This is a genomic window from Treponema sp. OMZ 906, from assembly GCF_024181185.1.
Lineage (GTDB): Bacteria > Spirochaetota > Spirochaetia > Treponematales > Treponemataceae > Treponema.
On sequence record NZ_CP051196.1, the window covers coordinates 1,731,428 to 1,755,421 of the forward strand.

The following is a 23,994-nucleotide window of genomic DNA, read 5'->3' on the forward strand; positions in this document are numbered from 1 at the left end:
TGTGTAGCTGCTAAAAACAGCCTGACTCGTTTACCCTGTTGACGCCCTGTACCTTTCCCATTAAAATCCGCAGAGTAAGGAAATTAGGAATGGATATTATTAAGCGAAACGGTGAAAAGGAAGCCTACAATGCCGAAAAGATTACATTGGCGATGCAGGCAGCATTTAACAGTGTAACGGATGCGGCGGCGCAGCATGATGCAAATACGGCTGTACAAAAGGACACGGAACTATCAAAGGTTGACAACCTTGCGCAGGTACTGCAGCAGATGACGGCGGAAATCGAAGCCGATATATATGAACTGAGCAAAAACGGGAATGCGGTACAGGTAGAAACCATTCAAGATCTGGTTGAAAAAACGCTCATCGAACATAATTATTACGCAGCGGTAAAGAGTTTTATTCTTTACCGTGTTGAACAGACAAAAAAACGGGATGCGAGGCGTGCTATTGCGGCCCATTTTTCTTCCATTGATATTCAACCGGTACTAACCCGTATCCAGCAGGATTTTTCCGAAGAACAGTACAGCTTAACCCTGCTCTTTCATAAGTTTGAATCCTTCCGTAAGCAGGATATGACAGAATCGGAATTACTCGCCTTGGTGATAAAGGCCGCTGTTGAGCTCACTGCGCAGGAGGCTCCCCGCTGGGAGTTTATTGCCGCGCGGTTTTTAATGCTCGACTTTTCCGAAAAATTGAAAGCCGAACTTGCCAAGCGGAATATCCGATCGTTTTACGAAAAAATCACCTATCTGGAAGAAAAAGGGCTTTACGGCGCGTATATCCGTGCAGGCTATTCAAAAGAAGAGCTGGAAAAAGCCTATTCATATATCGATAACGGTAAAAACGACCTTTTTACCTACAGCGGTTTGGATTTGCTCTTGCGCCGGTATGTTATTTCCACACGGGGACATGTTCCGCTCGAAACACCGCAGGAGATGTTTTTAGGAATCGCCTTACACCTCGCCTTGCATGAAAAAAATGACCGGATGGAATGGGTGCGCCGCTTTTACCTCATGCTGAGCAGCTTGCAGGTTACCATGGCGACGCCGACCCTTTCCAATGCCCGTAAGCCCTATCATCAGCTTTCGTCCTGCTTTATCGACACCGTTCCCGACTCACTCGACGGGATTTACCGCAGCATCGATAACTTCGCAAAGATTTCCAAATTCGGCGGCGGTATGGGGCTGTACTTCGGCAAGGTGCGGGCAGTCGGCGCCCCCATCCGCGGCTTTCAAGGGGCGGCAGGCGGGGTTATCCGCTGGATAAAACTTGCAAACGATACCGCTGTCGCCGTCGATCAGCTTGGAGTGCGTCAGGGGTCGGTCGCGGTGTATTTGGATGTGTGGCACAAGGATGTGCCTGAGTTTTTGCAGCTCCGTACCAATAACGGCGACGACCGGATGAAGGCGCACGATGTGTTCCCTGCGGTGTGCTGCCCCGACCTCTTCTGGCGCACCGTCGATGAGGACATCAACGCTCCGTGGTACCTGATGTGCCCGCACGAAGTCCTCACGGTAAAAGGCTATGCGCTGGAAGACTTTTACGGTGAAGAATGGGAAAAACGCTACAAGGATTGTATCAATGATAACCGGATTTCAAAACGGGAAATCCCGATAAAAGAGCTGGTGCGCCTCATCTTGAAATCAGCGGTAGAAACCGGTACGCCGTTCATCTTTAACCGCGACCATGCAAACCGCGCCAACCCGAACGGGCATAAGGGTATGATCTATAGCTCGAATCTCTGTACCGAAATTGCACAGAATATGAGCCCGATCGAGACGGTAAACACCGAAATTAAAACACAGGATGGAGAGACCGTGGTTGTAACCGTTACAAAGCCCGGCAATTTCGTCGTCTGTAATCTCGCGTCGCTGGTTCTCGGTAATATCGACACCGATAATGAGACCGAGCTGGAAGGGGTCATAGAAGCGGCGGTACGCGCTTTAGACAATGTGATTGACCTCAATTTTTATCCCGTACCGTATGCAAAGATCACCAACGAGCAGTACCGCGCCATCGGCTTAGGCGTTTCGGGCTATCATCATTTACTGGCAAAAAAACACATTGCGTGGGAAAGCGAGGCGCACCTCCGCCTTGCCGATGAGCTGTTTGAAAAAATCAATTACTACGCAGTGCAGGCGAGTATGCGTATTGCTGAAGAGAAAGGCGCATATAGCCTCTTTGAAGGCAGCGATTGGCAAACCGGTGCGTATTTTAAAAAACGAGGCTATCATTCCGAACAGTGGACAGCGCTGCGGGATGCTGTTGCTCAACACGGTATGCGGAACGGCTATCTTTTAGCGGTGGCTCCGACCAGCTCAACCTCGATTGTCGCAGGCACTACCGCCGGTATCGATCCCATTATGAAGCGCTATTTTTTGGAGGAAAAGAAAGGCTCGTTAGTACCCCGCGTTGCCCCTGCCCTCTCGCTCGAAACCTATTGGCTGTATAAAAATGCCCACACCATCGATCAGCTCTGGAGCATCCGCGCCTGCGGTCTCCGCCAGCGTCATATCGATCAGGGGCAATCCATGAACTTCTACATTACCAACGAGTACAGCTTCCGGCAGGTGCTCAACTTGTATGTTGAAGCATGGAAAAACGGCGTAAAATCCGTCTATTATGTCCGCAGCCGCTCCCTCGAAGTGGAAGAATGTGAAAGCTGCAGCTCGTAGCGGAAACGCGCTCAACACATCTTTCACATAATTGACGTACGGAAATATGTACACTATACTAAGGTTAGTTCTTAGAGGTTCCTTATAGTTTATCAACGGAGGTTCTGTATGAATGCAATCAATATAACAAAGGCACGGGCAAATCTATTCAAAATTATAGCAGAAGTAAATGCGCACTCCGAGCCGGTGATTTTGACAAATACGAAAGGCAAAAATGCTGTTTTGATTAGTGAAGATGATTGGAATGCACTACAAGAAACCATCTATTTAAATTCTATTCCCGGAATGGCTGCTTCGTTGCAAAAAGGAATGGAAACCCCGCTGGAAGAATGTATGGCAGAAAAAGATGTTTTGTGGTAATTGCCGATGTATCATATAGTGTACGATAAGCAAGCCATTAAAGACATAAAAAATTTAAAATCGGCTCGGCTGGATATAAAAGCAAAAAGACTGATAGAAATTGTCAGAAGCAATCCGTTTGCAAATCCTCCACCTTATGAAGCGCTTATCGGGAATCTTGCGGGACTGTATTCACGGAGAATTACTATTAAACATAGATTTGTGTATCAGGTCTTTCCCGGCAAGATTACGGTAGACGATAACGAATATGACGGAACTGTGAAAATTATCAGGATGTGGACACATTATAATGATATATCATGATAGGGCAATATGCTAACTTTCACATAATTGACAAGCCAATCAGTTGCAGTAAATACTAAAACTCGCTATAATATGCGCTATGATTTTTCCGTTAAAAGAATTGATTGAATTTAAAGGCAATATTTACGAAATTACCTGTGCCGCTACTCGGCGTGCCTTTCAGCTGGTAACTATTCAGGATCCGATACTCGAAGAGAATAACGATAAAGTTGTGTGCACCGCGGCGGCTCAAGTGTTTACCGGCGCTATCGACTATAAAATAGACTACCGCCCCGATCATTCCTAATTCTTGATATCGACACATACAATTCCGGTCGCGGTTATTTTCGGGGCTACCGCCTGCGGAAAAACCGCGCTTGCCGCTCATCTTTTTACTTCTCCTGTTAACTCCATTAAAGCGGAGATTATATCTGCGGATTCGGTACAGGTATATCGCGATATGCCGATCGGTTCGGCTCAACCTCCGCAAGAGCTTCTCGATACGCTGCCCCATCACCTCATCGGGATATGCGACCCTTCCGAAGAATTTTCCGTAGCGGACTTTGTACGCAGCGCGGATGAACTCTGCAAGGATATTGCAAGCCGCGGCAAACTGCCGGTTGTGCTTGGCGGGACGGCGTTTTATATTAAGCATTTTATGTACGGTATGCCGGTTACTCCGCAGGCGGATCCGGTTTTACGTGCACAATTGCAGGAACGGATGCAGCGTATCGGCGCCGCGGCAATGCACGCGGAACTTGCGTCTTTTGACCCCTCATCGGCAGCCAAGATCCACATCCATGACGAATACCGTATCCTCCGCGCGCACGAGGTGTATTGCGCCTCGGGGCGGCCGCTCAGCTCATTCGAGCTGTCGTACCGTTATCGCGAGGGTTTCCGCTTTTGCCCGATATGTTTAGACCGCCCTCGCGATGAACTGTACCGGCGCATCGAAGCCCGTGTCGATGAGATGTTTGCGCAAGGGTTGCAACAGGAAATTGCGCAGCTCGTTTCGCAGGGCTGTACTGCCGAATATCCTGCGATGAAGGCTATCGGGTATCGGGAGTTTTTTGAGCTGTTCCCCGATGCGCCGGCGGCCGCCCCGCTCGATGCGGTGAAAGACCTCATTAAGCGCAACAGCAAACGGTACGCCAAGCGGCAGCAAACATTCTTCCAATCCTTCCCGAATGTTCACCGCATCGACATGTCCGACCCAAAAAGCGAACAACGCATTGCAGAGATAGTATGTCAACTCTGTAAGGATCAATTGACTAAAGCACGGTTATCAGTATAATAATATGGAACTATGATAGATCGTTCTGTTCAAACTATATTGCAGCCCGCTCTTGTTTTCCTTAAGCAAGGAGACCTTGAGCAAGCGCATACGAGCCTTGGACGGCTGCTTGAACAGGATTTGGAGAACCCTCAAGTGATGTACACACTAAAGGGGGTTAGTTTCTGGCTTGATCGGGTGCGTTATTCACAAGCATTAGCCGATAATTTCTTGCGTGGTGAATATATTATTTCTCAATGGAAGCCCTTTCTTGATTATATAGAGAAGAAAGGCGACTTTAACGAACCGATTATCTATGCTCTTAAGTGTAGTATATTTACAATTGCATTACGGTTGTACCAATCGCTCTTAAACGGGACTGAACCCATGCATAATACGGCAGAAATATATCGGAAAACAGGACTCTGTTATAAAGCGCTCGGGGATTATGAAACGGCGATCAGCTGTTTACGGTATGCAGCCGATCTGAATACGAACTCATCAGCTATTTCGGCTGAACTTGCTGATGCATATGCCTTGAGCGGCGAAGTACGACTCGCAAAGATTTTTTTTCGAGAAGCATTCTTTAAAAACGCTTCGGAAATAGAAGTATGCTTTCTTGAATCTGAAATTATCAATGCACTCGTTACTAAAGTCGCAAATATAGGTTTTACAGGAGAGGAGTTGTTAGAGTGGCTTCCGGTTTATGGCACACTTGACGGCGTACTTAATGTAAAACGTGAGCTGAAAGCCTTGGAACTTGGAAAATTGAAGCAATCGATCTATATGCTTGAAAATGAGCTGAGGGAGAAGAACGTAAAAGATAAAAAAATCCTTGTCCCCCGCTTAATTAATTATTATTTTTGGCTTATAGACCATTATATGAACGGTACTGTTGAAAAGTCAAAAATCGATGAGATTCTTCTAAGAATTAAACTGCTCGACGAGAAAATCTATAACCGCTATATACGGTAATGACACAGTGAGGTGAATATGTCTGATGTATTAGAAAAGAATGTCCGCGATATATTTAATGAGGAAAAGTGGACACGTGCTGCCATTACAAATTATTCCATTAACAATTTTAAAGAACTCGACACACTTATTGAAGAAGCAAAAAAGAACCGTCATCTGGATGAATTAAAAGCATTGTCTGATGAACATCTCTCTCATAATAAAACAAGTATTACAGCATTGTATATTTCAAGTATTATTGCGCTTTCCAAGCAGTTGCTCGATGACTCCTCGCTCATAACACTGGTAACTCTTTTCATTGATAACCATCGGATGCAGATCGTTGAATATCTTTGTCAACGAGTACTTGAATTCGGAGATTCAAAATTTGCACTTCGAACGTTAGCAAACTGCTACAAAGAATCCGGTAACGGCGATATCTATGACATTTGGGAGCGACTTGCCCGCATCGACTATGAAGAAGCGGATATTCCGAAGCAACTTGCCGAACGATATCAGCAAATGGGCAATACGGAAAAAGCCGTTGAATATTATAAGAAGGCCTTATATCGTTATATCAACCGGCATTCTTATACTGCCGTAAAAGAAGTGTGGGCACGTTTAGTGGAGTTGGTACCGCAGGAAATCGACTTTTTCTATCATGTACAACGGAAAATAGCGGATCATCTCGGTACAGAACGAGGCGCTGCGCTCATGCAGGACTTATACGATTATTATAAAAAAGAAAAAGATTGGAATACTGCCATCGATATTTTAAAATTGGTCCTCGCCAGCGATGATAAAGACAATTGGGCTCGAAAAGAAATAGTCGAATGCTTTAGAGAAAAATATGCATCGCACAGCCAGCTTGAAGAATACATAAAAGTCTCCAATTTAACACAAAGCTGGCGGAATGTTTTCGAAGCTATCGACGATTTTGAAAAGCATATTTCTTTCGACGAAGGCTGCTTTGTATTCCACCGGACATGGGGTGTCGGACGCATCGCAAAAGTAAACAATGATGAATTGGTTATCGATTTTGCAAAGAAGCGTGGCCATACGATGAGCCTTAAGATGGGTATTACTGCACTCCAGACGCTGGATAAAGATCATATCTGGGTGTTAAAATCGATCATGAAGCGCGACGAACTCGCCGCGAAGGTGAAAGCAAATCTCGAATGGGCACTGAAAACCATTATCCATAGCTTTGATAACAACTGTGATTTTAAACGAATCAAGCATGAACTGGTACCCTCACTGTTAACCGACAAAGAATGGACAACGTGGAGTACCAAGGCACGGAAAGTCGTCAAAGAAAATCCTGAATTCGGTATCAATCCTACTAATATCGATTTCTACACTGTACATACTCGTCCGATTTCACTTGAAGAAAAACTGTCGAACGAATTTAAAGCGCAGAAAAATTTCTTTGAGCGGGTCGAAATCATCTTTAATGTGATGGAAAGCGGTGATACGGACTCAGACAGCTTTCAAGATATGATTAATTACTTTGATGCTTTCCTCAAAGCCTTTAGTCAAGTGAATGAACAAGTGATTGCGGCCTATTTAGTCATGTCAAAACTGACGGCAGCGCTGCCGCATCTGAGCGTAACTCAACACCATAACTTTGCGGAATTATTCGCGCAGATAGAGGATCCTGCTGCTATATATTGTGGGATAGAAAATAAGGAATTACGGAGTGCCTATCTGCGTAACATAAAGAATCTTGTTCCGGATTGGAGCGACCAATATATCCGTCTATTCCCCGTAGTACTTTCTACCGAAGTACTTAATCCATTACTTGAAGAATATCCCGAAAAGGTAAAAGAACTGGTACTAACATGCTTCAAAGATTATAAAGAATACCGTGAGGCGGTTATTTGGTTCTTTAAAAATGCTCAAGAAGAACAATGGTTTAAAGATCTAAATATCGACTATGAACATGAGATTATTGTTCTTATCCATATTCTCGATATAACATACCGAGAAATTGCAAGTCGGCGGAATACAACCGAAAACCGGAAGATCAACAAGCAGATCCATACGATTCTCTTTGGTAAGGAAGCTTTACTTGAAAACTTTATCCTCGAACACGATGAAGATGCCGTTACAAGACTCTATACATTAGTCAGCGATATTAAGGATTTGGATCCGCCGATTAAGATGCAGCTGCGTAACCGTATCCTTGAAAAGTATAAGAATTTTAAATTCTTCGATGAAGTTGAAAAAACAGTTTCCGGACGCGGTTTAATTGTAACGTCAAAAATGCTTGAAGAAAAGAAAAAAGAGCTCCAGCGGCTCATTGAAGTTGAAATACCCCGTAACTCAAAAGAAGTCGGTTTTGCACTCTCCTTGGGAGACTTACGCGAAAACTCCGAATATAAAGCTGCAAAAGAAGAACAGAATAGGCTTAATAACACGGTAAGCCGTTTGCAGGAAGAGTTAGAGCGGGCTCAAGTGTTTGATCCTACAACGATTACGACAACACGCGTTGGATTTGGTACAATCGTTGTATTGGAAACACCCGATAACAACGAAAAAGAGACCTATACCATCCTCGGTCCGTGGGAATCCAATCCTGAAAACGGCGTAATATCGTATATGTCGCCGCTCGGTACCAACCTATTAAATCATAAGGTCGGTGAAACACTTTCATTTATGGTAAATGAAGAGAAAAAAACATACAAAATCCTTGATATTTCTGCGGCAGCCGATTGATACGGGAGGGTACTTCAAAACTAACCAAGTTAATAGGGCATCTCTAAAAACCTCGATTTTTTAGAGATGCCCTATAGTATCCGATAATATAAAAAAGAGCCTTTACAAAAATTGGAGCTGTCCATGTTTGTAGAGGCTCTTTTTAGATAACTGCAAAGGGGAGTACATAATGAAAAAAATAAGGATTTTCGCGGTCGCAGCGATCTTCTGTTTAATTACATCTGCATTGAATGCCCGGGCAACACGGCAGGATGCGGCCGATGTAGTTGTCCTTATGGACACTTCCGGTACCGTGTTACCCTATTACGAGGTTATCAATAGACGTGTACTACAATCCATCATTTCAAAATTTGTACGCATAGGGGACTCCTTCCATCTTATTTCATTTAGTGCGGTTCCGCAGTATGAAATGTCACAAAAAATCAATACCGAAGCGGATTTATCCCGCGTAGTTTCGCGTTTTATGCTTCTATACCAGCTTGGGCAAAGTGCCGATTTTTTGTCCGGTATCAATTTTGCCGGTCAGTATATGACACGGCTGCCTTCACAGCAAGAAAAGATACTCATTGTTATTTCGGACGGTATTTTTAATCCGCCTGCCTCAAGTCCATACCGGAATTATACCGGTGAGCAGGTAAAAACCGAATTGGCAAAGATTTCCGCCTCTATCCGTGCAAAGGGCTGGAAGGTCTATTATGTAAAACTCCCCTTCCCTTCCGATGCGGTAATCAAAGATTTGGATGGAGCATTTTATGCAGGGAAGCTTGATGCAGCAGGCTCGCTCGATCGATCAGATGTCGATAGCGTAATGGCTTCTTCGGGTACAGCATCCGCCGGCACAGACAGTTCTTCGAACGGGCAGAAAGGATACGTATCTGATGCGAATGCACAAAACAAAGCAGCAGCAAGAACCAACGGACAGACACGCGACAATAATACTCAGCCAACAAATACGGAAACAGGGCGAGTTGATACTGTAACAGGACGAACCGATAGACCGACCACCGCTTCTTCCGGATCAAATACCACACAAGATATAACCGAGCCTCCTACAACAGCGGGTTCCAATTCCACCGGTAATACCATATATGCTCAAAATCAGGCGGGCACACCAGGCAGTTCGAATATGACAGAGCAAAATGCTGAAAATGCTGCCGTATCGGCGACCGGTGGACAGGGAACCGGCACAGATACCGATTCCGCCGGACAAAGACCGAGAGAATACACCGATGTTTCTCAGACCTTTACGGAAAACCTCGGTATTGAACCGAGCGGTTTGCCGGAAGAAGGCGGAGTGGAATTCAATGACACGACATTCCCTATTCCGCAAATTGTCTTTCCCGACCGCATAGAAACCTCAAGTAATACAGCCGAACTACCGCTCACTATAATCAATGAAGCGGCAGAGCCGACTGAAATACAGTTAAAAAGTCTTTCCATAGGATCAGACGGCAAAATTCAAAAGCAGCAACTGGAAAATATCATTGTTCGTATTCCTCCCGAAGGTAAAAGCGAACTTACCATACGGATTGCACTGCCCGATAGCTTACGGAGAGAAGGCCAGCACCGCACCGATATACGGCTTGATCTTGCGCAGCAAGATAAAACATTTTCCCAAGCGGCAGTCATATTGCTTACCATTAAACCGACGTTTATTCAGTCACTACTGCGGGGCAATCTTCTATGGATTCTGCTCGCCGCGCTGGTATTTATCCTTATCCTGCTATTAATTATCTTTGTACTCCGCCGTCGGGCTTCTGAACCGGTTAAATATGCCGCACGGATGGTCGGACAACAGTCGGATTTAAGGCAGCAAAGCAACCCTACTCAACAAACTGATTTTAATAGGAACCAGCGAGAAGCGCTTACCGCTTCCCAAACGAAATATTATCCGGAACAGTTGGCAAATAGGACAGATCCGCGTGACACCCTGAATACCTTCAGTTCACAAACAGCGGCAGCAACTGCGGTAACTAAAACCGAAACAGCAGCTCAATTTGATCACCTTGCACAAGAACGATCCCGTGCTGCCGAAGGGCGTTTTGCCTTGTTAAACAGCGCAGAAGGCCATCTCAACCGCCGCCCGGGATTGAATCACGGCTATTATAGCGGCCGCGTCAGCACAAAGCCTTCACAGTCAGGAATGACGGAGCTTTTTGTCTATAACCAGACTACGTTAATTGGAAAACGGAATATCCACGTGATGAAGGCAGGAACCCGCCTCAGTATCGGCGGTAGCAAAAGCGATGACTTTTTAATCTTTCTTGTACCATTTCCTGCAAATCTTGCGCAGGTACAATATGACGGGAACGATTACCGTGTGTCTATCTTAAAGCCGGAATATTTCCCGTACGAGACATCCAATACGATTTATCCCTGTATTGGACGGGATATAACAGCGGTGTCTAAGAAAGGCTATCCTGTTACTTTTACGTTTAGAGGCTACGAAGATCCGATGATTAGGTTGAATACGATCCTTACTTCAATTAATTACGCCGAAGATCGCTGAACAGCGAGCGGGGCGTGTAGCCCCGCGATTTTATTTTTTGAATTGCTTTACTTATCCGTGTAATACTTCCTTTAATGCCGCTATCAGCATATCGTTATCATTCTGATCTCGTACGGCAAGCCGAATATAATCGCCGCCTTCAAAGCATTTCTTCGACGACAAATCTTTGATAAAGATATTATAGTTTTCAAGCAGTTTGACGGCGAGTTCTTCGGCTTTTATTGTACCGGTTAACCGGCACAAGATATAGTTAGCTTGACTCGGGAAAACCGTAAGGCCTTTAATTCCTTGTAGTCGTGCCGAAAAGCGGCGCCGTTCATCTGCAATCGAATCGCAAGCTGTGGCATATGTTTTATTATACTTATCGTAAATCTGTAGGAAGTATTCACCGAATGAGTTAATATTCCAAATAGCATTGGCTTTTTTAATATGTGTAATATATTGCGCATCGGCGCAGGCAAGGACACCGAGCCGCAGCCCCGGTACACCGTAGCTCTTGCTGATTGACTTTACAACGATAAGGTTCTGGTATTCAGTTAGAATATTTCCGTCAAGCAATGTATAACGCTTTGATTTTTCTGCAAAATCGATAAACGATTCGTCAAAAAAGAGGACGGCATCTGTCTTTTTCAATTCCGCACAAAGCCGTAATACCTCATCCTTTTCTAAGAAATTCCCCGTCGGATTATCAGGGTTAATTAATACAACAGCCTTTGCATGTTCTTTTTTTACCGTATCAAGAATATCGTCCACTGAATATGAAAAAGTTTGCATATTAGTCGGCACAGGTACAACATTGGCTAACCCAAATCGTTCAGGATACTCGTTAAATGTAGGGAACGGAATAGCAACGGTACATTTGGTAAATTTTGCAAGCGATGCAATCAATTCGGCAGCACCGTTGCCTACAACAATGTGTTCAGGCATTACATTGAATATCTTAGAGGCAAGGAGACTTTGCTGCGCGGCGCCGCTCGGATATTGAGTCAACAACGTTCCGAAGCTTGCAGTCATTTCGCTGATAAGTTTTTCGGGCGGAAAATACGGATTAACCAAATAGCAGAAATCTTTAAGCTGCGGGAACCGCCAATAACCGCCGTATCGCTTTTCAAGGCTATGCAGTTTTTCAGTCCCCGTCTTGAATCGATCTTCTGCAATAGCAAGGTCGGCAGGATCGTCAATTTCATACCAATCCTTCCCGCTTACTACCAATCCTTTTAAGGTCGACGACGATAAGAAAGAAATAACCTTTAAGACCTGCTCATAGTATTCATTTTTACCGAAGGCCTTTTGGTAGGCATCAAGGAACGGCAGATAGTATTGTTGTGAAAATTCTTTAGAAAATTTATAGATATTGACGGTTTTATAGTAATGTTCAGTATCTGACCAATTAAAACGGACTTTATCGAGAAGAGCAGTAATACAGTTATTCTCATCCAATAAGGTACAGGTACCGTCCATCCACGATTCAAACGGCGAAACAACCGCCAAGTTCTTATCAGGGCTGGTAACCAAGTTAGTTAAAATCCCAGGCTTGAAAATTAGGTCGCTTTCGAGCAGGATAGTATCATCTTTTACCATTTCATCTCTGGCAAGATACAACGAATAGATATTATTTGTCGTATCGTATACCGGATTCTCAATGTATTCAATTTTCATACCATGCAGATTAGCCGCATTAAATTTTGAAGTGATAAAATCCTTCAAAAGCTGCCCCTTATATCCGACTACTACTACAAGCCTTTCGATGTTATTCGAAACAAGTGCTTCTATCGTATATTCGATCAATGTTTTTCCATTGACCTTAACCATACATTTTGTCGCATCTTTGGTGTATGATCGGAGTCGCTTTCCCATTCCGGCTGCTAAAATAATTGCTTGCATTATATTCCTCCTCAAAAACAAAAAACGATTAAACTATTTTGCTATTATAAGTGATATATGTCTTTTTAGCAACTCACAGATGTACATATTGATGCACGCATAAATTTCAGTATAAAGGGAATAGGTTAAACTGCCGATATAAGCGTAAGAGAGCATCGTAGATATGCAATGCCGTTAAGGAAGAGGAATATGTCAGCAAAGAAAATAGTCTTAATAGTAGCAGCCGCCATTTTATTCGGAGCATGGTGTTTTGCCGCCGAAACGGACGGCGAAAGCAAATCCTTGGATGCGGATGTTGCAATCCGATTTTACGACCGCCGCGTATATTATCCCGGAAACGACGGGACGGAACCTATTTTTGTAAAGATTTCCATCACCAATAAAGGGAGCCATCCGTTGCGTTTTAAACTAGCAAACGATCGTATGTTTAGTATTGATTTTTCGGTATTGAATACGAAAAATAAAAATCTTGCGCATACGGAGCCGTGGATTCGGAAACGGAATACCGATCAGCAAATTTATTTTCGGGAAATTACGATAGAAACAGGGGAAACCTACGCCTTTGTCGAAAACGTAAAAGACTATATTACGATTGAAAGCCCCGGCGCTTATATACTTTCTGCCAATTTTTACCCTGAATTAAAACGGCTCAGCGATTCCTCCGAATCACATATTTCTTCCAATAGGCTCGGACTTGAAATCAAACCTTCTCCTTCTGCCGCAGCTCTTGGGGCAGTTCCTATTGCATCAGTATCACGAGAAGTACTCCAGCCTCAGCCAATTTCTCCAGACAAAGTTATCAGCTATATGCTAACTGCCCGCCAAAAATCACAGTGGGATCAATTCTTCCTCTATCTCGATATTGAACGCATGATCGCCCGCGATCCGATAAGAAGCCGCAGATATAAGGCGGAGGCTGAAGCAGGGCGTATCAACATGCTCGACACCTATAAGCACGATCTCATGCAATCACGTACCGATAAAGATATCGCGATGATCCCGGTAGAATTTACCATTGAGCGGACAACCTACAGCACAACCGAAGCAGAGGTTACAGTTATCGAATGGTTCGATTATACCAGCTTCCGCGAAAAAAAGCGTTTTACGTATAATCTTGCTTCCCGCGATGATATTTGGACGGTTTATGATTACAGCGTAAACAACCTCGGAACTGAGTAAGCTGATAATATTACCGGCAATTTTATGGGTGCATGATCCCTGCTACCGAATACCTTTATCTTGCACTACAGGCAGTATTTGCTTCCATGCTACCAGGAGCTCTGCAAAGCTACACCGTGCATTTTTGCAGGGCTGGTAGACGGGAGCTTAATAGCCGAAATACCGATTCTCTTTGTGCATATTTCATAGGCTTTGCTACCGTTTGCGAAGACCGCTTGAATAGGTGCTTCTCCTAAAATATCGCTTAAATCCGTTGGTACGATGAATTGCATACTTGCATCGGCAGATCCGATAATAGAACAGACGCGAACGGCATCGTACAGCGCAATATGATGGTGCAGCAGCATTTGTTTTTTTTCTTCTATTGTGTGGGGTTCCGGTGCATCCAGCAAAGCGGTAAGGAGCGGCCAAAATCTATTCCGTGGATGACCATAGTAGAATTCCTGTACACGGGAGGCGACGGATGGAAAAGAACCTAAAATAAGGATACGCGATTCGGAGTTATATATCGGCGGAAAGGGATGAATAATTCTTTCAGACATCGTTTTAAAAACACATATTAGGCAGCTCTAAAACACTGGGCGTTTAGAGCTGCCCTATCGAGATAGCTTGCTTTTATATCAATTTTCGGCATTCAAGATAGAAACGCTTTTCGCTTGCCTCTCCCATTGAAAAACTTTTTCTCGGTAAGGAACCGCTTTCGGCAATAGTGGAAAAAAAGCTCTCTTTAGAAATAGGCGGTAATAGAATGGAAACGGCATCGTCGTACTGCGGAATGCGGAAAGCCTCGTCCGAACCGTGAATATAATCTATCTGAAGATTATGCGTTTTAATAAAATCGTCTAAAAGCGGCTGCAGAGCGCTTACTGCGAGACATGTCATGTCAGTTTCCAGACAAGTGAGATCACCGGTTGCAGCGATAAAACCGAATGAAGCAGAGGAATGCTCTACCTTCTGCAATAAGGCGGCCTTATCGGAGCAAGCTATAACCTTACCTCCTAATTTTGACTGTAAAAATGAAATCAACTGTTTAGTATCAGCTCCGAATATGACGCGGTGAATGGGTTCGAAGGTAAGACCTGAATCGTAGAGGTTTACAATTTCGACAAGGGCGTAGCGCAACGGATTATTTCCAAGATCGGCTGGGAGCGAAATGGAGCTGTTTGCCTGTTGCATACCTCCGTGCTCCCGCTTGTATGCATCCCATACGGCTTTTGCGGTCGCGAGCGAATGGTTTCCGTCGCCTACGGCAAACATAAATACCGAACCGTCAGCATCGGTATTGGCGCTATACAATTTTTCAAGGGCTTTTTCCATATATGCGGAGCAGTCGGCAGGAATAGACCAGCCTGAAATACTACCGGAATTCAACATAAGCTGAGTAGTATAGAGCGGCATCACTTGAGAACTATAAATGGAAGCTCCGATTTGTTCTATCAGCATTCGTTCAGGATCATCAACCAAAAGCATAATATGAGGCATCTCCAGTACGGCTCCTTGCCTAATCTCCATCCGCGGCGGAAGCCGCTCTACAATAGTTGCCTCAGTTGCACGTATTTCCGCCTTTGAATCCGGCCGCCAGTCGTATTTTTCCAAATCGATACAGGTAATGATCCCTTTCCGCAAGCGATTATACGCTGTTTTTCGCTCAATATACAGCATGGAATGTATCGGTTCCGCAAAAACACCTGCCGCAAGATAGTCTTTCATCGTCCTTTGGATCTTTACGATTTCTTGCTTCCGCTGTTCATCGGAAATGGTATTTAAATAGACTTCCGGTAAAATCATGTGTAATGTTGAATAGCGGTCTTTCGCAACAGCTGCAACTTTGCTCCAATAATCGGTATCTTGTGTATATTGGTCGCAGGCAATCACAGACCATGCGGTTAGATCTACAGTTTTATTCGGTAGTAAAATATCGGGTGTTTTAAGCGCACATCTTTCAAAAATATTCATGGGAATAGTATAAAAGATAATAAAAATAAATTCCAGACACAGATCAGAGATAATTGCACCAGGCCATTTTTTAGCAGCCTCATGAATGAACATTCGTATACGGAAATCGCGTCATCAAAACTATACACGGATGTATAGTTTTGACGATGCAACAACAAAGTAGATGCGCCATATATCTTCAAAAGGGAGCTGATGTGATTAGCCTGCCCTACCCTTCGGTAATGTCACAAAAAGCGGCGGCGCAGATTTCTTGCAAATCTGCAGGGGCAATGCACAGCATGTGCCCCCGTTCCCCGGCACTCACATAGATACGTTCATACAGCTGTGCGGTTTCATCAATAAACGTAGGAAAATGCTTTTTCATGCCGAGCGGGGAACAGCCGCCGCGAACATAGCCTGTTGTTTTTTGCAGCGACTCAAGTTTAAGCGGCGTTATCTTTTTACCGGTTATATTCCGTACCTTTTTCAAACTTACTTCTGAAGGCGCCGGTACGCAAAAAACGAACACTTCATTATCCTCGCTTATCATCACAATCGTTTTAAAGAGCATATCGGGATCGATGTTTAACTTCCGTGCGGCGGATACCGCATCCAAATGCGCCTCATCCCACGCATACTCGACACTGCTATAGGGAACCCCCGCCGCCTCCAAAATGCGCATTGCATTCGTCTTTTTCATTATTTAAAACCTGTCCGTATTAATTCACATTGACAACTCTGGTTGAACAGCCTCTTTATTTTGCGGGGATATTCAATAAAGTATCTGGTGCGGTTGCCCAATCTTAATGCTTATTGAACACCTTATTTCCGACAGCCTCTTGATACACGGCAAGATACTGCTTCGCAGAGGTATCCCATGTAAAATCCTTTGCCATACCGCGCTTGCGCATTTTAACGATGTGTTCGGGATGCTTAAACCACGCATTTACCGCCCAATCCACGGTATTATAAATACTTTCCGGTGTAAGCAGATTCAGTACAAAACCGGTACCTTTTCCGGTTTTCTCGTCATAGTTCTCTACTGTGTCTGCAAGTCCGCCGGTATTGCGTACAATAGGCAATGTTCCGTACAGCAGCGAGTACATCTGATTAAGTCCGCACGGTTCATATCGCGACGGCATCAAAAAGAAGTCGCTTCCCGCTTCTATTAAATGGCTCAATTTTTCATCGTAACCGACATACACACGGAGGTTCGGCAGCCGTTTTGAAAGCGCCAACAATTCATCTTCGCACCATCGGTCACCGGATCCAAGTACAATCAGCTGTAAATTAATATCGGTACACATCTTAAATGCCGCACCGTATGACGGGCCGAACAATTCAGCGATGCCCTTTTGATCAGTCAGCCGCGTTATCATACCGAACACCGGAATTTTTTCGTCTTGCGGAAGTCCCATATACTTTTGTAAAGCCTCTTTATCCTTTGCCTTTTTTGCAAGAGAACGGGCGGTATAATTGAAGGGGATATGTGTATCCGTTTTGGGATTCCACACAGAAGTATCAACACCGTTTAAAATACCGGTCAATGCTTCCTGACGGAACCGGAGAATACCATCCATCCGAAAACCGTATTCAGCACTCTGTATTTCTTTTGCATAAGTAGGAGAAACGGTTGTCAGACGATCGGCAGAAAGCAGCCCTGCTTTTAAAAAATTCATTCTGTCCCAGTCCTCAAAACCGGCAGAATAAAAATACACCCAATCGAGCCCCGTATCCACATAGTTTGCTTTATTATAAATTCCTTGATAGCCGATATTGTGTACGGTAAAAACACTTGCCGTCTCTTTGAAATCGAGATACTGAGTGTTAAATTTCAACAGCACGGGAACGAGTGCCGTCTGCCAATCATGTGCATGCATCAGATCGGGAATCCAATGTTGCTTTCTGCATATCTGGAAGGCTGCATGGCTCAATATTGAAAACCTCTTGGGATTGTCGTTAAAGTCAGGTTCAAATGCGGAACCATACAACCCGTCGCGGCCGAAACTTTCTTCATGATCGATAAAATATACCGGTATATCGGAATCCGGAAGCGTCGATTCAAAAACTTCCGTCCAATACTCTCTACTGCCGATAGTAACGCCCATTGCTCCGGGAATAGGCGTTAAATTTTTTTTATCAATTCTATAATAACGCGGCATAACAATTCTTACATCATGCCCAAGTTTTTTTAAAGCGTAGGATAAGGCGGAAACAACATCCGCTAAGCCGCCAGTTTTTGCAAACGGCACCGCTTCACTGGTTATCATTAATATTCGCACAGTAATACCTCCCTTCAAAAATTATAACACGGGTAATGGAATTATAAAAGAGAAAAATAGAGTATCAAACCGGCGGCTGTGCAAAGCATTTACTGTAGCTGCGTCTCTATCGTACCGACCGTACACAGCAGCTCAATGAGCGGAATACGGATCGAAGCGCGGGATGTCTTTTCCGTCTTCGTCTGTACGGTAACCGTTCCGACAGGACTGATGCGCGCCGTTTGTATCTTATACGGAACATCGACGATTAACGTAAATTCGGCGCTATGGAGTTCGGTTGCGATCTTTTTTCCGTAAGCGGCGCCGATCAGTTCTTCGTATTCCGCAGGCGGTATGGCATCGCCGGTAAACAGCGGCGCCATCAGCATATCGATAAAATCCCGACTTTCCTGCGGTAATATCTTCAAAAACGATGCGATATTTTCGGGCGAAATACGCAATACTGTTTTCCGCCCTTTTTTATCATAACCGATAATATCCTTGAGCAGTCCATGATTATACGGAACGGCACATACAAGGCGCAATCCCAGAACCCCTTTCAGCGTAATATCTTGAACGCTGATGCCTTCTTTTGTAAACGCTTCTTTCAGCTCTTGAACATTAAATACGGATTGCCCGTCAGCATGTTCACTCTTCTGTTTCAGCAAATGCGTAATATTTTTTTCTAACAAACTGCTCGGTATAAATTCCGCGGTAAGGTCGTAATTCGTATTATCCCGTATAACGATATGGGCAGAAGAAGAACACGCCGCCGTAATACAAACCACAACACAGCATACTAATATGCGATATACTATTTCCATAGCAAAATCTCCTCTTAATTTTTTCCAACAGACGTGCAAACGCATCAGGTACTCACTTATTCTGCAGGGCTCGCTACAAATAGTCTGATGCGTTGGCACGGATATCAGGATGAACAGGGCAATTTTCGGTTGTGCGCGAAAAAAACGGAATGGTCGATTCGGCAAAGAAAATTTCTTCCGGTTTCATAATACTGCCCGCAAAACGATACGTTTTTTTCCAATACGATTCTTGAATGCTCGAAATAATAACCCCGGTACGCGGCCCGTCCGATGCCGAATGAATAAATTTTCCTGCACCGATATAAATACCGACATGGGAAATACCGCCTGCGGTATTAAAGAAAAGCAAATCGCCCGGCTGAATTTCTTCGTCCGTTATCCTTTTTGCATATTCGGCAATCGCATCCGAGCGCCGCGGCATCTGTAATTTCAGAATCTCCGATCCGTTACGGTAGACAAACCCCGAACAGTCCATACCTTTAGGAGAATGTCCCGCATAACGGTAGGGCGTCCCAAGATAGCGCAATGCATTATTAACAAACGCAATCCGTTGGGAATCTTTCGGAGAGGGTACTCCAAAAAGGGAATATGCCGCCGTCAATATAAGAAATAAATAGAAAAAAAGGACTCGTGTATCTTTTAAAATCATGTAAAATAGTTATACTAAAAATAAGAAAAAATTGCAATTTTGAAAGTAAAACAAAAAATTGTATTTACAAAGGAGCATATTGATATGAACAAAATGTCAAAAAGGCCATGGGAATTCCTTGATGCATGGCGAGGAAAAAAGTTTACCGGAGAATGGCCGACATTACCGGAGATGTTTGAAATTACTGCCGAGCGTTTTCCGAATAGAAACTGTTTAACCGTCTTTGAACCGGATCGGATCACTCTCACCTATCGTGAAACGCTTACAGCAATTAAAAAATTAGCGGGCTGGTTCGTCGCTCATGGTGTAAAAAGAGGAACGCATATCGCCGTTTCCGGCAAAAATTCTTCCGAATGGGCAATCGTCTATTTAAGTGCGCTGTATGCCGGCGGTATTATTATCCCGATTGACTACGGTTTACATGATTATGAAATTGAATCGCTTTTAAAAACGGCAAAACCGCTTTTTTTCTTTGTCGATGAAGAAAAATATGATCATTTTTTTGAAGCAGCAAAATCTCAGACATTCATAGGCGAAGTGTATTCTTTAAACAGCAATCTTGCCGATCGCTATGTATATAATTTGGAAGCAGAACCGCTCGCAGCCTGTTTTCCACTACGCGAAACGGATACGGCAGCAATTCTGTTTACCTCCGGTACAATGGGTAATCCCAAAGGTGTTATGCTATCTCACCGGAATATCGTCTCAGACTGTTACATTGCCCAATCGCACTTAACGATATTTGAAACCGATGTTTTTTATGCACTATTGCCAATCCACCACTCCTATACTATGGTTGCCGTCTTTATCGAAGCGATCTCCGTCGGCGCAGAAATCGTATTCGGAAAATCCTTAGTAGTATCCCGTATGCTGCGTGAATTGAAAGAAGGAAAAATTACCATGCTCCTCGGCGTACCGCTGCTCTTTAACAAGCTGCTCGCCGGTATTATGAAAGGAGTGCGCAGCAAAGGCGTATTAGTATACGGCATCATCCGGTTTCTGATGGGTGTTTCGTATCTTGTTAAAAAGACAACAGGGAAAAATATCGGTAAAAAGCTCTTTAAAAGCGTATTGGAAAAGGCAAATCTCACAACGCTTAGGATCGCGATTTCAGGCGGGGGGCCGCTTTCAAAAGAAGTGTTCAGAGCATACAATGAGTTCGGTATCGATTTTGTGCAAGGGTACGGACTGACTGAAACATCGCCGATTATCGCGTTGAATCCGAAAGAACACTTTAAGATTGAAAGCGTCGGCAGTTATTTCCACCCCTACATGGAAATGAAAATCCTTGATCCTGATGAAAACGGCCGTGGGGAAATCTGTGCAAAAGGTCCGATGATCATGCAGGGCTATTACAATATGCCGGAAGAAACCGCACAAGTGCTATCGGCAGACGGGTGGTTCCGCACCGGTGATATAGGCTGGCTTGACGATGAAAAATATCTGTATCTCTGTGGACGCGCAAAGAACCTCATCGTTACCTCCGGCGGCAAGAATGTATACCCCGAAGAAATAGAAAATGCTTTCCAGATGTATTACAACGATATCGAGCAAATCACCGTAATGGGATACCACCCTGCAGACGATTTGACAAGCGAGGAAATTGAAGTATTGGTATATCCCACCGATGAGCTGTATAAAACATTGAATCTTGACAGGGGAACCCCTGCAGGCGACAGTGCTGTTTATAAAAGAATAGAAGCGATTGTCGAAATCGTGAACAAGGAACTGCTACCCTATCAGCGGATAACAAAAACCACGCTTTTGGATAAACCGCTCGAAATGACCACAACCAAGAAGGTTAAACGGTATAACGGGCATCTCTAAAGAACGATAACGGAGACGATGAATATGGGGATCAACCAACAATCTTTTGAAAATATGCACGCCGTTTACTTTACGGCGTTGCTGCGCACGAATAAATGCTCAACGTAAAACAAGTACGTCTCCGCTTTATTAATGAACTACCGGTTGTTAAGCAATAAACATAGTAACGCGCACATATTATCAAAAAGACAGCTGCTATGCAGTGTAGGGGCAATATGCCTTGTACTCTGTATTAGCAGCTGGATTTCACTCTTTTTGCCGTTCCCAGAACTGGACGCTTTTATGCAGCGGGATTGGAGCACCCGCATCTATGACCGAGGCGGTAACCTTATTCAAATCCTTGCGCTTGAGGACGGTATACGGCGTGAGTTTACAGCGTATGAAGCGATACCGCCCGATGCTGTCCGAATTTTTCTCGCTGCGGAAGACAAGGATTTTTTCTCCCACCGCGGCATCGATATTGCCGCTATTGCACGGGCGGCTTATCAAAATATCAGCAGCGGGAAACGGGTCAGCGGTGCATCTACCATTACGATGCAGCTGGCACGCCTCATCGTTCCGGCAAAAGAGCGCACGTTCTTTGCAAAACTCCGCGAGGCGCGGAATGCACTCCGAATTGAACGGAGGCTGTCTAAACAGGCCATTCTTGAGCTCTACCTCAACAGTATCCCGTTCGGATTCCAAACCGAAGGCCTTACGTCGGCAGCTAGGAATTTTTTTGCTCTGCCGCTTTCGGAACTGACTACGGAACAGCTCTGCTGCCTCGCGGTTATTCCCCGCCGTCCTACCGGTTACAATCCCCTTGAACACCCGGAAGCCTGTGCCGAAAAAGCGACGGCACTCTACCGATCCGTATTTATACAAGGAAACGAAACGCAGAACGGACGACAGGGTACGCAGCTTGAAGGTCGGCTGCTGCAAACTGCCCGTACTGCGCGCCGCTTCGAATACCCTTTTGGGATGCCCCATTACATCGAATACCTTGTGCGACGATACAAGGCAGGTGATTTGCAGAGGATCAACCAAACACAGGAGATACGACGGCCTGTATCGGAAATCCTTGAAACCACACCCCGATCATTACCGCCTGACTGGTATCTAACCGCCGACAACACATTATCAGCCCAAGCAGAATTTTTGCTGCAAGTTCAGCTGAAAAACAACCCTCAAGCACGCGTACGCAACGGCGCGGTTCTCGTTATCGAAAATGCAACCGGGAACATTCTTGCATGGGTAGGCTCAAATTCTTATTTTGATGATGAAAACAACGGAAAAATCGACGGTGTTACCGCGTTGAATCAGAGCGGAAGCAGTTCCAAGCCGTTTTTATATGCGCTTGCATTGGAACACGGGTGGAAGCCATCAGATGTATTGCCGGATATTCCAATGCGGTTCGGGAAAGAGGAGGCATACATCCCGCGTAACTTTAATAACCGGTTTAACGGTCCCGTTCGATTACGGATTGCGCTCGCCTCCAGCCTCAATATTCCCGCCGTCTATCTTCTAAATGAACTCGGAACCGAAAACTATCTGCACACGTTAGAGGCGCTCGGCTTTCAGTCTATCGATACAGCGGGCGCAGAGGCAGGGTTGTCGTTGGCGCTCGGTAGCATGCCGGTTTCTCTCTACGAGCTGGTACGCGCGTTCAGCGTTTTTCCTCGTGACGGTATACTCATTCCGCTGCACTCGTTTACGGATGGAAGCACTGCTGACGGATTTTCCGAGCCGAAACAGGTTTTCAACGCTGATACCGCACGGCTCATCTGCTCAATTCTTTCCGATTCTGCTGCGAGGGCGAAGGGTTTCGGTTTTTCTTCTACCTTTAAAACACCCTTCCCTTCCATTTTTAAAACAGGTACGGCAAACCAATTCCAAAGCCTTATTGCCCTCGCCTCATCATCGGCCTTTACCGTCGGCGTCTGGATGGGAAATTTTGCAGGCAACACCGTAATAGGAAAAACAGGAAGTTCTGCCCCTGCCGCAATCGCGCATAACTTACTTATCCGGCTGCACCGCCAACCCTTAGCGGACGGCACTGCGGTACCGGCAAAAAACTTTATGGAACCGGAGCACTGGTACCGCGGATCCGTTTGTGCTCTTTCAGGGATGCCCGCCGGTTCCGCATGCCACAACACCGTGCAAGAATATCTACCATCCGCATTCGCCGTATTCAATAAATATGACAGGCAGAATGAACACAACGCCGGACACAATAACTACCAGTTCGATACATCCGTCCGATATGGTACATATAAACAGGAAAACGGCGAATGTGAACAAGAAGGTAACGAATGCACATGGCACAGGACACAAAATGGGCATACGATTACCGTATATCCCGAAAAGTACCGGCGCTGGTTTGCGAACATCATGCGGCATGGCACAATCGGACAACTGAATAATGCATTAACCATTATCCGCCCTGCAGACGGCAGCCATTTTTTCAGTGATCATCGTTACCTCCGTACCGGCGTCCCAATCGAAATTATCGGCGGTGCGGAAGATACCATACAAGCTATCTACGATGACCACGCTCCGATTACTCTGAACAGGCCGTTTTTAGGTGCCCTCCCACTGGAAAAGGGTGACCACCGGCTCCTCATTCGCTGCGGTGATGAAGAGGTAGCGGCTGTATTCACCGTTGAATAAGTGTGTTTCAAA

General features: G+C 44.9%; 18 protein-coding genes. 11 read left to right on the forward strand and 7 right to left on the reverse strand.

Translation table 11 applies throughout. The features are described 5' to 3' along the window. The first annotated feature begins 89 nt into the window (after positions 1–89). From E4N69_RS07720 to E4N69_RS07755, 8 genes are all read left to right on the forward strand, one after another. Positions 90–2,678 carry a ribonucleoside-diphosphate reductase subunit alpha gene (locus E4N69_RS07720; protein WP_253823469.1) on the forward strand — a complete coding sequence of 863 codons (2,589 nt, stop codon included), beginning with the start codon at positions 90–92 and terminating at the stop codon, positions 2,676–2,678. A 108-nt stretch (positions 2,679–2,786) separates the two neighbouring features. Then, complete coding sequence (locus tag E4N69_RS07725) at positions 2,787–3,038, forward strand: type II toxin-antitoxin system Phd/YefM family antitoxin (protein WP_253823470.1); 252 nt, start codon at positions 2,787–2,789, stop codon at positions 3,036–3,038. A 6-nt stretch (positions 3,039–3,044) separates the two neighbouring features. Next, positions 3,045–3,341, forward strand: a complete 297-nt coding sequence (locus tag E4N69_RS07730) for a Txe/YoeB family addiction module toxin (RefSeq protein WP_253823471.1) — start codon at positions 3,045–3,047, stop codon at positions 3,339–3,341. A gap of 79 nt (positions 3,342–3,420) precedes the next feature. Next, positions 3,421–3,627 (forward strand): DNA-directed RNA polymerase subunit omega, encoded by a 207-nt coding sequence (locus E4N69_RS07735; protein ID WP_016523781.1) that lies wholly within the window; start codon positions 3,421–3,423, stop codon positions 3,625–3,627. A 3-nt stretch (positions 3,628–3,630) separates the two neighbouring features. After that, positions 3,631–4,614 carry a tRNA (adenosine(37)-N6)-dimethylallyltransferase MiaA gene (gene miaA, locus E4N69_RS07740; protein WP_253823472.1) on the forward strand — a complete coding sequence of 328 codons (984 nt, stop codon included), beginning with the start codon at positions 3,631–3,633 and terminating at the stop codon, positions 4,612–4,614. A gap of 12 nt (positions 4,615–4,626) precedes the next feature. Next, complete coding sequence (locus tag E4N69_RS07745; protein ID WP_253823473.1) at positions 4,627–5,568, forward strand: tetratricopeptide repeat protein; 942 nt, start codon at positions 4,627–4,629, stop codon at positions 5,566–5,568. A gap of 18 nt (positions 5,569–5,586) precedes the next feature. After that, positions 5,587–8,265, forward strand: a complete 2,679-nt coding sequence (gene greA / locus E4N69_RS07750; RefSeq protein ID WP_253823474.1) for a transcription elongation factor GreA — start codon at positions 5,587–5,589, stop codon at positions 8,263–8,265. Positions 8,266–8,434: 169 nt separating this feature from the next. Next, entirely contained in the window at positions 8,435–10,774 is a 2,340-nt protein-coding gene (locus E4N69_RS07755) for a vWA domain-containing protein (RefSeq protein WP_253823475.1), read from the forward strand. Between the two features lie 51 nt (positions 10,775–10,825). Here the strand turns inward: E4N69_RS07755 and E4N69_RS07760 are convergent, their stop codons facing one another. Beyond that, positions 10,826–12,658 carry an aminotransferase class I/II-fold pyridoxal phosphate-dependent enzyme gene (locus tag E4N69_RS07760; protein ID WP_253823476.1) on the reverse strand — a complete coding sequence of 611 codons (1,833 nt, stop codon included), beginning with the start codon at positions 12,656–12,658 and terminating at the stop codon, positions 10,826–10,828. 189 nt (positions 12,659–12,847) lie between these two features. Here E4N69_RS07760 and E4N69_RS07765 point away from each other — a divergent pair, with 189 nt between their 5' ends. Beyond that, entirely contained in the window at positions 12,848–13,837 is a 990-nt protein-coding gene (locus E4N69_RS07765) for a hypothetical protein (RefSeq protein WP_162663764.1), read from the forward strand. 89 nt (positions 13,838–13,926) lie between these two features. On the opposite strand, the gene E4N69_RS07770 is transcribed toward E4N69_RS07765, so the two are convergent. From E4N69_RS07770 to E4N69_RS07795, 6 genes are all read right to left on the reverse strand, one after another. Beyond that, positions 13,927–14,379: a DNA-deoxyinosine glycosylase gene (locus E4N69_RS07770; RefSeq protein WP_253823477.1), complete on the reverse strand. Its 453-nt coding sequence runs from the start codon at positions 14,377–14,379 to the stop codon at positions 13,927–13,929. Between the two features lie 73 nt (positions 14,380–14,452). After that, entirely contained in the window at positions 14,453–15,793 is a 1,341-nt protein-coding gene (locus E4N69_RS07775; protein WP_253823478.1) for a DUF1015 domain-containing protein, read from the reverse strand. Between the two features lie 208 nt (positions 15,794–16,001). Beyond that, on the reverse strand, positions 16,002–16,472 hold the full coding sequence (gene ybaK, locus E4N69_RS07780) for a Cys-tRNA(Pro) deacylase (RefSeq protein WP_253823479.1): 471 nt from the start codon (positions 16,470–16,472) through the stop codon (positions 16,002–16,004). 103 nt (positions 16,473–16,575) lie between these two features. Then, positions 16,576–18,054, reverse strand: coding sequence for a glycogen synthase GlgA (glgA, locus tag E4N69_RS07785; protein ID WP_253823480.1), 1,479 nt, complete (start codon positions 18,052–18,054; stop codon positions 16,576–16,578). 89 nt (positions 18,055–18,143) lie between these two features. Continuing rightward, positions 18,144–18,857, reverse strand: a complete 714-nt coding sequence (locus E4N69_RS07790) for a hypothetical protein (RefSeq protein WP_253823481.1) — start codon at positions 18,855–18,857, stop codon at positions 18,144–18,146. Positions 18,858–18,930: 73 nt separating this feature from the next. Beyond that, a complete protein-coding gene (locus E4N69_RS07795) occupies positions 18,931–19,506 on the reverse strand; it encodes a C40 family peptidase (protein ID WP_162663769.1) in 576 nt (191 codons plus the stop codon). An 84-nt stretch (positions 19,507–19,590) separates the two neighbouring features. On the opposite strand from E4N69_RS07795, the gene E4N69_RS07800 reads away from it, so the two are divergent. Beyond that, complete coding sequence (locus E4N69_RS07800) at positions 19,591–21,333, forward strand: AMP-dependent synthetase/ligase (protein WP_253713975.1); 1,743 nt, start codon at positions 19,591–19,593, stop codon at positions 21,331–21,333. A 282-nt stretch (positions 21,334–21,615) separates the two neighbouring features. Next, complete coding sequence (locus tag E4N69_RS07805) at positions 21,616–23,982, forward strand: transglycosylase domain-containing protein (protein ID WP_253823482.1); 2,367 nt, start codon at positions 21,616–21,618, stop codon at positions 23,980–23,982. The last annotated feature ends 12 nt before the right edge of the window (positions 23,983–23,994 follow it).

Coding starts and splice junctions, on each gene's coding strand:
- E4N69_RS07735 (WP_016523781.1), top strand. CDS start 3,421: ATGATTTTTCCGTTAAAAGAATTGATTGAATTTAAAGGCAATATTTAC.
- E4N69_RS07755 (WP_253823475.1), top strand. CDS start 8,435: ATGAAAAAAATAAGGATTTTCGCGGTCGCAGCGATCTTCTGTTTAATT.
- E4N69_RS07770 (WP_253823477.1), bottom strand. CDS start 14,379: ATGTCTGAAAGAATTATTCATCCCTTTCCGCCGATATATAACTCCGAA.
- E4N69_RS07725 (WP_253823470.1), top strand. CDS start 2,787: ATGAATGCAATCAATATAACAAAGGCACGGGCAAATCTATTCAAAATT.
- E4N69_RS07720 (WP_253823469.1), top strand. CDS start 90: ATGGATATTATTAAGCGAAACGGTGAAAAGGAAGCCTACAATGCCGAA.
- E4N69_RS07805 (WP_253823482.1), top strand. CDS start 21,616: ATGCAGCGGGATTGGAGCACCCGCATCTATGACCGAGGCGGTAACCTT.
- ybaK (WP_253823479.1), bottom strand. CDS start 16,472: ATGAAAAAGACGAATGCAATGCGCATTTTGGAGGCGGCGGGGGTTCCC.
- E4N69_RS07765 (WP_162663764.1), top strand. CDS start 12,848: ATGTCAGCAAAGAAAATAGTCTTAATAGTAGCAGCCGCCATTTTATTC.
- E4N69_RS07790 (WP_253823481.1), bottom strand. CDS start 18,857: ATGGAAATAGTATATCGCATATTAGTATGCTGTGTTGTGGTTTGTATT.
- E4N69_RS07775 (WP_253823478.1), bottom strand. CDS start 15,793: ATGAATATTTTTGAAAGATGTGCGCTTAAAACACCCGATATTTTACTA.
- E4N69_RS07745 (WP_253823473.1), top strand. CDS start 4,627: ATGATAGATCGTTCTGTTCAAACTATATTGCAGCCCGCTCTTGTTTTC.
- E4N69_RS07730 (WP_253823471.1), top strand. CDS start 3,045: ATGTATCATATAGTGTACGATAAGCAAGCCATTAAAGACATAAAAAAT.
- E4N69_RS07795 (WP_162663769.1), bottom strand. CDS start 19,506: ATGATTTTAAAAGATACACGAGTCCTTTTTTTCTATTTATTTCTTATA.
- greA (WP_253823474.1), top strand. CDS start 5,587: ATGTCTGATGTATTAGAAAAGAATGTCCGCGATATATTTAATGAGGAA.
- E4N69_RS07800 (WP_253713975.1), top strand. CDS start 19,591: ATGAACAAAATGTCAAAAAGGCCATGGGAATTCCTTGATGCATGGCGA.
- E4N69_RS07760 (WP_253823476.1), bottom strand. CDS start 12,658: ATGCAAGCAATTATTTTAGCAGCCGGAATGGGAAAGCGACTCCGATCA.